Source organism: Paenibacillus sp. P46E (assembly GCF_001909095.1).
Classification (GTDB): domain Bacteria; phylum Bacillota; class Bacilli; order Paenibacillales; family Paenibacillaceae; genus Paenibacillus_AQ; species Paenibacillus_AQ helianthi.
In genome coordinates this window covers 38407-50576 of sequence record NZ_LVYZ01000041.1, presented here as the reverse complement: position 1 = coordinate 50576, position 12170 = coordinate 38407, and the positions used below count along the sequence as shown (strand labels likewise).

Genomic DNA, 12170 nt, shown 5'->3' with positions numbered 1-12170 from the left:
ATTTTACTAGTTTGTTTTGGCGATTCAGCAAGGTCGGAGAGCAGTAAGGACTTTATAAAGCCATATGCGGGGATTCCTATTGTACCGATTATGAGGAGTATATCTATTTAGATAAGATGGGGCAACGAATAAAACCGGGTTATATTACCCAGAATTTCACCAAAACTCATAATAAGCATAGACTGCGTCGAATCCGTTATCACGATTTACGACATAGCTGTGCTAGCTTGTTACTCCCAAACGGAGTAAGTATGAAAGACATTCAGGAATGGTTAGGGCACAGCAACTTTAATACTACCGCCAACATTTATTCTCACTTAGAGTACAGTTCCAAAGTATCTTCCGCATCAACAATGAGTACAGTTTTAATATTCTTAAAAAAAAAACGCATAGCCTCATATATTCCATGAAAGCCATGCGAATTCCTGTTAGTTCTTCCCTCTGGAAAAAGGAGAGAACTCGATAGAAAGTTCTCTCCTACACCGTTTCAAAAACAAGGATTTTCCGAAAAAAACCCTTATAAATCAAGGATTTCGAGGACGGGGGTCGAACCCGTACGGTACTCACGTACCGCAGGATTTTAGTCCTGTGCACCGAATTCATCAAATTATTCTTTAAAAGACTCTGCTATCTGTTCAAGTGAAATAGTAAAAGAATCAAAAGCTCATAAAACTGATTTTTAATTTGTAATGAGATAGGGGAATTTATTTGAAGTAATTTTCTGAACACCACTTCACTACTTGTGCTCTCTCCTACTCGTGTATTTTCACAAGTTGATTTAACACAAAAATCTTTTGAACTACATCCTCTGTCAGGAAAAACTGTCTTTTGAAATAATCTATGTCTCTCTGATATGGGCCTTGATGCTTCTCGTTTTTTTCATACGTATGTAGCAGTTGAACATGGAAATCATATATTTCTTTGTAGCTCATTTTATTGAAACTCTCCTTTACACGAATATTCTAAGATGTATTCAAACTCATATCCTGCGTTTTTCAAAATAAAAGCAACTCATCCGCAGACAAGTCGCTTTCAAAGTTACCGCTTCGCCTTATAAAACTCATGATACAGCTTCATGAGAGCCCTTTTCTCTATTCTCGAAACATAACTCCGCGAGATCCCCAGCTCCTTCGCGATCTCCCGCTGCGTCCGCTCTTCCCCGCCGGTGTCCAGCCCAAACCGCCCCACTACCACTTCCTTCTCCCGATCATCTAGAATGTCGAGATTGCGGTAAATCTTACTCTTCTCGATCTTCAGATCGACTTCCTTCACAATATCATCTGCGTCGGAACCAAGGATATCGATGAGGGTGATTTCATTGCCTTCTTTGTCCGTCCCTATGGGGTCATGCAGAGATACATCCTTTTTGGTCTTTTTAAGCGATCTCAAATGCATCAGGATTTCGTTTTCTATACAGCGGGCCGCAAAAGTAGCGAGCTTCGTGCCTTTGTTCGGCCGGTAGCTCTCGATGGCCTTGATCAGCCCGATGGTGCCGATGGAGATGAGGTCCTCCATGTCTTCCCCTGTGTTGTCGAATTTTTTGAGGTTGTGGACACGATGCGATGTAAAAAAACAAACCAATTACGATCGTTCCTGATTCAAATTTGCTTGTTTTTATATTCAAATACGCGATCAAAACCAGCCTTGGACCGCTTAATCAACTGCTCCGGCGTTTCCACCGGCGCATGCAGAGTAAGTATTTCTTGTGATACGACGCCATCATAACCGATATGCTGCAAAGCTTGCACAAATCCGGCTAAATCAATCACCCCTTCTCCGGGATACAGCCGATCGTTATCCAGCATCTTTTCCACCGGCACATTTCGTGCATCATTGATATGCACATGAACAATTTGACAGGCCTGCAGCCGTTCGATATCCGCAATAGTCCCACCGTTTGTATACCAATGATAAGCGTCCAGCAGCAAACCGACATTCGGTTCCCCGATGGCATCAATCCAGTCCAGCGTCTCTTCCATCGTCCAAATAAATGGATATTTCCAGAATGTCCGCAAATGATACGGGCCGACGAATTCAAGTCCAAGCCGCAGACCGTAAACGCCGAGAATCTGGGCGCATAGCTTCAGCCGCCGGGTGGCAATCGCCATGAAATGCGCTGGCTTCATATCTGTTGACGGTAAAATGTAAGTGCAGCAGCATGTGCAGCCAAGGGCTCTTGCCGCTGCAGCTTCTTCTATCAAGGCAGAGAGGCCATCCCGGAATTCATCGTCACTCGCCCGCCATTCTACTGGTAATCCAATAGAGCCAATAATAACGCCATGCTTGGCTAGCTTCTCTCTTGCCCCCGCTGTTCCGAGCCGGTCGATCAGCTCTTTGGCACTGAAATCCACCGCCTGAAATCCGGCTTCAGATGCCAATTCGATCATACGCTCCGGACTTTCAACTGCCCCAATCCCCTCCTGTGTCAACCCTCTTAACATTGTCGAAGCCTCCTTAAAGTTGTGGTAATTTCCGAACGCCCACACCTTTGAAACTGATTTACTATATTAACCTCAAAAACGAACATTTAAAGGGGGTACCCTGTTACTCGTTAAAATAAACCGCTTTACCTGTACGTGCCGATTCGTAGATTGCTTCTAAAATTAATGAAACTGCATATGCCTGCTCAGGTTTTACGAGCGGTTCCTTGTCCTGATCAATGGCCTCGATCCACTTTCTCATCTCCAGGTCAGGCGCGCTTTCCTCTTTACCGTCATAGAAAGCCACTCCGCCCGCTCCAAGCTCAATCTGGTTCGTATACATACGACCAAATTGTTCACCATTAATGCGCAAGCCATTTTTCATATCTGCGCCTGCTTCCGTTCCGCTTAAGCTGCATTTGGCCTCATCCACTTCCAGCGAGTTAAGCGCCCAGCTGGATTCCAGCATGATTGTCGCGCCATTCTCCATAACAATCATTCCAAAGGCCGAATCCTCAACTTTAAATTTCTCAGGGTCCCAAGGTCCCCATGCGTTGGCGGCATTTTCCCGTTGCGACAGCTCATGATATTTAGTACCCAAGACGACCTTTGGCTTATAATTGTCCATCATCCATAAGGTCAGATCAAGCGCATGGGTGCCGATATCAATCAAAGGCCCTCCTCCCTGCTTTTCCTCATCCAGAAAAACACCCCAGGTCGGTACAGCTCTTCTTCTGATCGCATGAGCCTTAGCATAATAAATGTGACCCAGTTGTCCTTCCTCGCAGAGCTTCTTCAAATACAAGCTGTCTTCTCTAAATCGGTTGTTGTAGCCAACCGTTAATTTCTTTCCGGTTCTCTCAGCTGCTTCTACCATTCTTTTGGCATCTGCTGCTGTTTTAGCCATTGGCTTCTCACACATTACATGCTTGCCGGCTTCTAAAGCGGCGATGGAAATTTCCGCATGTGATTCGTTCGGTGTCAATACATGAATCACATCTATTGTACCGTCCTCTAATAAGGCTGTGTAATCTGTATAGACTTTGGCGTTTTTGCCTCCATATTGCTTGGCAGCCTGTTCAGCCCGCTCTTCCACAATATCGCAGAACGCAACGATTTCGATGTTCTTTAACTTACTTAAGCTTGGAAAATGTTTACCGTTCGCGATTCCGCCACACCCGATTATTCCAATACGATAGCTTTTAGTCATCCTTATCATCCTCACTTTATAGAGTTTTCTCTGCGATATACAGCAGGGGTCATGCCGAGGCGCTTGCGAAAAACATTATGCAGATAGGTCGCATTGGCAAATCCTTCGGATTGAGCAATATGTTCAATAGAGAGAACGCTTTCAGATAGCTTGTGACAGACTCCTTGCAAACGTATATCCTCGAGAATTCTGCTAAACGTTTGTTCAGGGTTAACCTTTTTAAAAACCCTTTGCAACTGCCTGGAGCTGATATTCAGTTTTTCAGCAACAGTGTCCAGGGTTACTCCGCTTGAAATATTAGCCTTCATGTATTGAATGGCCAATTGGTACCTGTAGTTCAACATATCCCGTACTGGAGCTTCTGTAACTATTCCGCCCAGATCATACGCTCTTACGGCCTTTAACAGAATACTGATTACCTGATGCTTGATGGAGGTATAATATCCGAACAACTTCCCGTCATACGCTTCATAGGCTTCAAGAAAGCAATCCATGGCATGATAACGATCCCGGATAGGAAAAAGGGGCAAATGCCGCAGCTTCCCGACACATTCTTCAGCTTCCGCTACCTCCCATGGGTCCGCTCCATCTCTAGGTTTCTCTTTGATATCTATATGCAGGCAAAATTCATCCATCGCCTCTTCGCAATTCGCTTCCTGATAATGCATAACACCTGGTCCGGTTAAGTAAAGCATCCCCTCTGCTAATGGATACTCCTGCTCACCCAAGATTACCTTTCCCTTACCTTTGGGGATGAAATGAAATTCAAACTCGGCGTGATTATGAAAATCAATGATTTTCCCAGGCGGAAAGGATGTTAAGTGAAACCTGAGCACTGTAATTTCATAATGTCCCCATAGAATCGAGATATCAAGCCTTTCCAGAATATCCGGTTTTTGAGACATCATTTGGTAGATCAAATCTTCACCTCAGACAAAGCAACCACACGTCCTTCTTTAGCCGAGCGGTTAGCGGACTCCATTAAGGCAGTAAGTTCAACAGCTACCCGGATATTCTCATCAGCGCGTGTATCATGTTGAACATGGCCCACCCACTGCTGAAAAGCGCCCTCCCTATTGTCTTTCAGAGCTATTTCCGTCCAGTTGCCAGAGATTCCGTTACCTAAATTGGTCTTAAGCAGCAATTTTTCTTCCGGTGTTCCAAATAAAAGAGACCCTTCGGTTCCATGGACCTCGATCGTAAACGGGGAATGACTGTTCACAAACCCGGCTTCTACGACTCCGATCGCACCTGATTTCGTAAAAAGTGTCACAACTGCATTATCTTCTACTTCTTTGCCTGTGATGTAGCCGAAATTCGCATTCACCCCGGTAACTTCTTCGCTCAAAAATAGCCGGGATAAATACATAGGGTGGCAGCCCAGGTCAATTAGCGCGCCTCCTGCGCATTGCTCCAAACTATAGAAATGATCAGGCAACCAGCCCGCAAGCGCCCCATTATGTGATAAACGGACCCGGACATATGTGATCTCTCCGAGCAAGCCTTGACTTATCAGTTCTTGAATGGATAGGGTATATCCATCGTTTAACCGTGGCAATGAAACCGTTAATTTCAGCTGTCTTGCTTCAATCGCCGAAATGATATCATTAACTTCCTTTACCGTTGGAGCAATCACCTTCTCGGTGAATATATGTTTTCCCGCCCCGGCAGCAGCCACCAGTACTTCTGTGTGCATATTGGTTGGCGCATCCACAATTACGGCATCCACATTTTTTTGCGCAAGCATATCATTTAATGAAGTGAAAAAGGGAACTCCCAAAGATTCAGCCGCTTTCTTCCCACGCTCTGCATCTTCATCCCATACTGCTGCAATAAAAGTATCCTCATGCTCTTGTGCTTGTTTCACATAGTCCCAGGCATGGACATGCCAAAAGCTAATTACTCCTATCCCAATGCTCATCAGCCTTACCCTCCAATATATATAATCATGACATCTATTTATAAAGTATCATGATCGCAACTATTTTTTAATAGAGAATAACGACAATCAATATATAATATTACGACATTTGTTATTTCACAATTATTACTCATTCGAGAGCATCGTGCTTCGTCTTAGATAGTGTCCTTCCTTCTCCAACCTTTTAGCTTAACACCTTAGGTTCGGTGCATAGTTAATCAAGATCATACACCTCTTTGTATGTCATTTTAATGCCCCTTAAATGGTATTTTCCTATCATATCCCCTTGACCTGATCCATCAAAAACCAAAAAGCAACTCATCCGCAGACAAGTCGCTTTCTATTGGCTCTATTATTAACGAATACCACCTTAATTTTAAGCTCACCGCTTCGCCTTATAAAACTCATGATACAGCTTCATGAGAGCCCTTTTCTCAATCCGAGAAACATAACTCCGGCTTATCCCTAGTTCCTTCGCAATCTCCCGCTGCGTCCGCTCTTCCCCGCCTGTATCCAGCCCAAACCGCCCCACTACCACTTCCTTCTCCCGGTCATCCAAAATATCCAGGTTGCGGTAAATCTTACTCTTCTCGATCTTCAGATCGACTTCCTTCACAATATCATCTGCGTCGGAACCGAGAATATCGATGAGGGTGATCTCGTTACCTTCCTTGTCTGTCCCTATAGGATCATGGAGGGATACATCCTTTTTGGTCTTTTTAAGCGATCTCAAATGCATCAGGATTTCGTTTTCAATACAGCGGGCAGCAAAGGTCGCGAGCTTCGTGCCTTTGTTCGGGCGGTAGCTCTCGATAGCTTTGATCAGCCCGATGGTGCCGATGGAGATGAGATCCTCCATGTCTTCCCCTGTGTTGTCGAATTTTTTGAGGTTATGGACACGGTATGATGTAAATGAAAGATGGAGTTTCATTCCTTCTAATGTTCTCACTAACTATTTTAAAATCGACCCTAACGTCTATTTACTATTTTATTCAGAAAGTGATAGTTTAAAAACCTTCATAAAGATGATTTTCTTCGCTTTTGATCAATACTTTTCTCAACGTATTCGGAACAACCATCAACCCTCGAGGACTCCAATAGTCCATTATGAATACTTGCACAGTATTGACGCATGAAGAAAATTCCGAAAGGCCATTTCAGGCAAATTCACGCCCCATAAGTTGTCGACCAAGCCTAATTTCCTGTTACATTACAAACATAGGAATAAGTATAGATTCGGCCGGAATCATCATAGAGGCGAACACAATAGCGAATAATATCGCTTTACCCCTGAATTGGTACTTCGCGTAAGCGAATCCGGACATCGTACAGAACAGCAGAGCACCAATGGTATATACTCCGGTTGCAACCAAACTATTGACAATAACACGTCCGAAAGATTTCTCTTGAAACAAGATCGCTAAATTATCCCAGTGATATGCGCTGGGCACCCAAATCAAACTAATAGAATGCCTAAACAAGCTATCGTAGTAACCTTTAATTACATCATCCTCTTCTGAGCCAAAGATATTGTAAACTTTAATTGAGACATAAAATATACGCATAATTTTACTATAATAAAGAACCATATTATTATTATATTTCATATTTACTGTGATACCATGAAAGCGCATTCAAAAATTAGAAAGGAAGTGTATAACAGTGAAATCATTCTTTAGAAATGGAATCATGGCGTTAGGTTCACTTATTGTATTGTTGGTATTCAGCAACGTACTATACGCCCAGAACGCTGAAGCGGCTGCAAAATACGAGCCTGCAGACGGCAAAGTCATTTTCTTAGCGGGACAAGATCTCAAAGCCATTGGAGGGTTGGATAACTACAACGATGGATTTATAGATCATACAGGCATCATTCCTGGTGGGGTGACGCTGTACACGAATACACAAATTGGACGTAATTCTTATGGAAACCACTCCGTTGGCTTAGATGGCACTACCTTTACCTCTAATTGGGGTGCCGGAGACACGAACTGGCAAATGATCGTAAATGATAACACCTTCAATAACAGCGTACTTCATCTGTCCATTGACATGGTCAATGATACGGTCAACATTGCTAACGGCGTAAGAGATTCTCAATTGGATACATTGGCACAATGGATAAAGAAACAAGATAGGCCTGTATTCCTTCGTATAGGTTATGAGTTCGACGGAGATCCATGGAATTTTTATGGCGATAATAAAGCTGCATATAAGGCAGCCTGGAGACATATTGTAAATCGCTTGAGAGTTGCGAATGATGTAACCAATATTGCAACTGTGCTTGCATCAACCGGTGGCTGGTGTTCGTTTGAGCGTTTTGATTCCTACAACCCCGATCGTAACGACGATGGGACTCCATATGCAGGAACTCCGGTTGTCGATTGGTATGGATTCTCAACATGGGGAGCTTATGACGGCAACATGCTTGCCTATGCTGCTCGTGATAATAAGCCAGTTATGATCGCAGAGTCTACACCAAAAACTCACACTGTAAACACAGAGGACGGAACTACATTATGGAACTCATGGTACAAGGACTACTTTAACTTCATTCATAGCAACCCAAGGATTAAGGCGGTAAGCTACATTAATGCAGCATGGAATACCCAACCGATGTGGCTTGGCAATGATTGGGGCGACTCACGAGTACAAACCAACCCGATCGTGAAAGCAAATTTCATCAATGAAATCAATCAAGCCTCCTGGCTTAAGGGGGGAGCCGATTTGTTCGCCGCTATAGGTTATTCGAAGAGGAATGTCTCTCCTGACCCGGCAACTCCTCCAAATCCTCTCGGAACTACAGAAGCTACGGAGTGGATCAAGTATGGAGGAGCAAGAGTTATTAGCGACACTGGTGCAACAAATGGTAGTGCGATAGGCTATTTATTAAACAATTATGACGGTATTATGTATAGGAATGCTCCACAATCCAATAAGCTGACTTTCCGTTATGCATCTCCATATAGTGGAACATATACGATATACGTTAATGATGTAGCTGCTGGCAAAATCGAATTTACATCAACCGGCAGCTGGAACACCTGGTCTACCACTACGACCTATGTGAATATTCCTGAGAATTCAACAATCCTTCTGCAGAAAATCGATGCAAAAGGTGATTCAAGCCTGAATTTGGATACCATTACTTTTGAGGTTGGCTTCAATCCAAACGGCTTTTATACACTCACAAATTCAAACAGCAATCTTGTATTGGGTGTAGACAATGCATCAACCGCAAATAGAGCTAGTGTTGTGCAATGGAATTCTAATAGTTCAAACGATCAGCAATGGAAACTCCTGGATGCTGGTAATGGCTATTACAAAATCATTAACAGAAATAGCGGACTTTCGATAGCTATCGACTACGGCTCGACTGATTGGGCAGCACATGTTATACAATGGCCCTTCGGCGGATCGTTGGATCAGATGTGGAGTATTCAAAGAGCAGGCGGAAGCAACTACAACATCATTAACCGAAAAAGCGGACTATTTCTTGATCTAGATTATAGCTCTACTTCTGCTGGTACAGCAGTAATCCAATTCCCTTCTAACGGAGGGAATAGTCAAAAGTTTAAAATTAAAGAGAGTTAAACACGATTGATATAAATATGGAAAAAAACCGTTCAAGGATTAGACAGCATTTAAGAGAATAAGCAGCGACCAATTTCCAAAAAGATTTGGAAGTTGGTCGTTTTCAAATCGGTAAAACCCCTTAGAATGAGACTGGATACCCAAGGGGTTTCCGATATCTATTCTAAAGGGTGACTTCAATTAATACGAAATTCTCATTTCATTTACTTGGGTAATCCACTCCGTTTTCCTCTTCATATAAATGTTGATCAACCCATCAATTACCTCACTTAACTTCAGGGTGAAGAAAATCATAATGGTGCTTTTGGACGATTATTTGCAGCTTGTGTTGAAGTTGAGGAAGGATGCAATCTGTCATGTTGGACTCTTCAAAACAAATTGTGTTTAGTTTCATTCGTGAAGATCACCTCATGTCCTTATTTCTCCTCTTTTTGATACTTCTCGATCAGCTCTTAAATATAAGACAAGTTCACTCTAGCTTTCATCTTCTCTGTAAGCAAAGTAATCAAAGTCAGCGTGCTTAGATTGCCCTGTCAAATCTTGTACACAAATTCCCAAGAAGGTTCCTGTAAAGCCCCAATCCGTAAAGTATCCATCCTGAAATCTAGAACATGCTTCATCTGACAACCGTCCTGCATCCAACACTGAACCAATCGGGCTCCAGTGTAATCCATCCTTAGAGTAATGAAACTGTAATCCTGAACCGACTATTTGTGCTTTCATATAAACACTCTTCCAGCCTTCGATGACTATGTCCTGTTCCAGAACCTCATCATATTGTCCGTTAGCCGAGCTAAGGATATTTAAGCACTTTCCCAGAATTTCATCCCGGCTAATACGCAGATAGAAGTAATTCTTTGAATTATAATAAACGATTAATCCGGCTAATTGCTGGAATGACGCAGGATCGAACTCGACACAGGTCTCTACCTCACAACGAAGCGACTGTTGTCTCCTCGCAATAAGGCTTTGTCGATGAAGGGAGTTCAATGACTCCCTGCCTCGCAACCGGAGGAATCCAGGCCGATCCCGGAGTGAAATCCAAGTGGGGTCGAGAGGCTCACGTAAGCTGGCATACTGTACATTGAGAAATTCTGAATTGAAATGATCTAATTCGGGAATGACAGTTCGAGATTGTACCGGCAATAGCGGACCAAGGACATAATCGCTGGGGCCAGACGTACCGAAGACTTCCTTATATACCTCGCTGACCAGTACGCGCAACCATTCATCTTCACTCCAATAACATCGTTGAAGCCCCGTCTCCCGTCCTAACGGACTACGCCGCTCACCAGGTATAGGTCTTGAACAAAGATGGGCCAAATACCACTCACCTGTCTGCGTCTCAACCAGACTAGCATGTCCCGCTTTTTGCAATTTCCGGTCTGTTTCCCATGAAGTCAAAATAGGTGTTATCGGGTCCAGTTCATAAGGTCCTTTTAGGTAGCGGGAACGCGCCATGGTAACGGCATGCTCATATCCCGTTCCACCCTCCGCAGTCATTAGATAATACCAGCCGTTCCGCTTATAGATATGTGGTCCTTCTGTAAAACCTAGATGGCTGCCGCGGAAAATGATCTCCGGGTCACCAATGAGCTTCCCTTCCGATTCTGAAAACTCCTGAATTACAATGCCATGAAAAGAATTGCGATTTTTTCGGTGGTCCCATATCATATTTACCAGCCATTTGTGTCCATCTTCATCATGAAACAAGGAAGGATCAAAGCCGCTGCTGTTCAAAAAAACAGGATCTGACCAGGGCCCGAGTATATTTTCGGCAGTTATGACATAATTGTGAGTATCTTTGAAATTACCCGCCAGACTCTTAACATCTGTATATACCAGATAAAAAACCCCCCCATTATAGCTAAGACAAGGTGCCCATACCCCACCGGAATTTGGATTTCCGGTCATATCCAGGAGTCGCTTCTCAGTCAGCACATGACCCATTAGCTCCCAATTAATCAGATCTCGAGAATGATGGATTTGCACTCCCGGCCACCATTCAAATGTCGAAGTGGCAATATAATAATCTTCCCCAACCCTTAGGATTGATGGGTCGGGGTTAAACCCCCGTAATATCGGATTAATAATAACAGACATGAGATTTCACTCCTAATATTATATTGCCTTGAAGCCACTACCCTTTTACAGCACCTGCAGTCATTCCCTTCTCAATGTATTTTTGTAGAAACAAGTACAGAACGATCAATGGCACAGTTGCAAGAACTAACGCAGCACTGATTACCGCATACTCCGCTCCGAAACCGCCACGGAAAGACATGAGACCTATCGGAAGCGGCTTCAAGTAACTTTTATTGACCATCACTAGCGGCAAAATGAATTCATTCCAAATTCCGAACGTGGAAAGAATGGTTACTGTCGATATAATCGGTCTGGAAATAGGAAGATAAACACTCCAATATGTCCTGTAAATATTGCATCCATCGATCATTGCAGCCTCATCCAATTCCTTTGGAATCTGCCGGAAGTAGCCTGTCATCAGATAGACTGCAACTGGCAATTGCCCTGCAATATAAGGAAAAAATAAAGCAAAGAACGTATCTGTCATATGCAGTTTGTTCATCAATAAGTAGAGGGGTATAAGGATACTCTGCATCGGAATCATCATTCCGAACAAGAACATGAGCAACATCACATTAGATCCTCTGAACGGTCGGCGAGCCAAATAAAAGGAAACCGTTGAAGCAATCAGCAATAATCCAATTACAGAAGCAAATGTAAGATAAAAACTGTTGAACATGTATTGTTTCATGCCATATTCCCAAGCCTTGCTAAAGTTTCCCCATAGCCAATGTTTCGGCAAACCCCACGGATTTGCATAATATTCAGTATTCGTTTTAAAGGATTGTATAAACATCCAAATCACTGGAAAACCAGTAGCAATAAGGTTGATAGATAGAATGATATAGATTAGCAGCTTTTTTAAATTATTTCCGTTATCCACTTTATCAATGGAATGAGATACTGACGGTACAGATACTGTAGAAGGACTCATTGGACC

Annotated in this window: 10 protein-coding genes; 2 read left to right on the top strand and 8 right to left on the bottom strand. The window is 43.2% G+C overall.

What is annotated here, in order from left to right; translation table 11 throughout:
- Positions 1 to 62: 62 nt before the first annotated feature.
- Positions 63 to 410, top strand: a complete 348-nt coding sequence (locus tag A3849_RS14685; RefSeq protein ID WP_256700781.1) for a tyrosine-type recombinase/integrase — start codon at positions 63 to 65, stop codon at positions 408 to 410.
- A 628-nt stretch (positions 411 to 1038) separates the two neighbouring features.
- Here A3849_RS14685 and sigK (A3849_RS14675) read toward each other — a convergent pair.
- The 6 genes from sigK (A3849_RS14675) to sigK (A3849_RS14650) all read right to left on the bottom strand — a co-directional run bounded on the left by sigK (A3849_RS14675) (position 1039) and on the right by sigK (A3849_RS14650) (position 6482).
- Positions 1039 to 1581, bottom strand: coding sequence for an RNA polymerase sporulation sigma factor SigK (gene sigK, locus A3849_RS14675; RefSeq protein ID WP_074112098.1), 543 nt, complete (start codon positions 1579 to 1581; stop codon positions 1039 to 1041).
- A gap of 17 nt (positions 1582 to 1598) precedes the next feature.
- Complete coding sequence (locus A3849_RS14670; RefSeq protein WP_074112097.1) at positions 1599 to 2441, bottom strand: sugar phosphate isomerase/epimerase family protein; 843 nt, start codon at positions 2439 to 2441, stop codon at positions 1599 to 1601.
- A gap of 103 nt (positions 2442 to 2544) precedes the next feature.
- Positions 2545 to 3630, bottom strand: coding sequence for a Gfo/Idh/MocA family protein (locus A3849_RS14665; protein WP_074108421.1), 1086 nt, complete (start codon positions 3628 to 3630; stop codon positions 2545 to 2547).
- Positions 3631 to 3641: 11 nt separating this feature from the next.
- Positions 3642 to 4538, bottom strand: a complete 897-nt coding sequence (locus A3849_RS14660; protein WP_074112136.1) for an AraC family transcriptional regulator — start codon at positions 4536 to 4538, stop codon at positions 3642 to 3644.
- A gap of 8 nt (positions 4539 to 4546) precedes the next feature.
- Positions 4547 to 5551: a Gfo/Idh/MocA family protein gene (locus tag A3849_RS14655; protein ID WP_074112096.1), complete on the bottom strand. Its 1005-nt coding sequence runs from the start codon at positions 5549 to 5551 to the stop codon at positions 4547 to 4549.
- 382 nt (positions 5552 to 5933) lie between these two features.
- Entirely contained in the window at positions 5934 to 6482 is a 549-nt protein-coding gene (gene sigK / locus A3849_RS14650) for an RNA polymerase sporulation sigma factor SigK (RefSeq protein ID WP_074112095.1), read from the bottom strand.
- Positions 6483 to 7213: 731 nt separating this feature from the next.
- Here sigK (A3849_RS14650) and A3849_RS14640 point away from each other — a divergent pair.
- Complete coding sequence (locus tag A3849_RS14640; RefSeq protein ID WP_074112093.1) at positions 7214 to 9145, top strand: RICIN domain-containing protein; 1932 nt, start codon at positions 7214 to 7216, stop codon at positions 9143 to 9145.
- A 474-nt stretch (positions 9146 to 9619) separates the two neighbouring features.
- On the opposite strand, the gene A3849_RS14635 is transcribed toward A3849_RS14640, so the two are convergent.
- Both A3849_RS14635 and A3849_RS14630 read right to left on the bottom strand, forming a co-directional pair.
- Entirely contained in the window at positions 9620 to 11248 is a 1629-nt protein-coding gene (locus A3849_RS14635) for a glycoside hydrolase family 43 protein (protein ID WP_074112092.1), read from the bottom strand.
- A gap of 37 nt (positions 11249 to 11285) precedes the next feature.
- Positions 11286 to 12164: a carbohydrate ABC transporter permease gene (locus A3849_RS14630; RefSeq protein WP_074112091.1), complete on the bottom strand. Its 879-nt coding sequence runs from the start codon at positions 12162 to 12164 to the stop codon at positions 11286 to 11288.
- Positions 12165 to 12170: the final 6 nt, after the last annotated feature.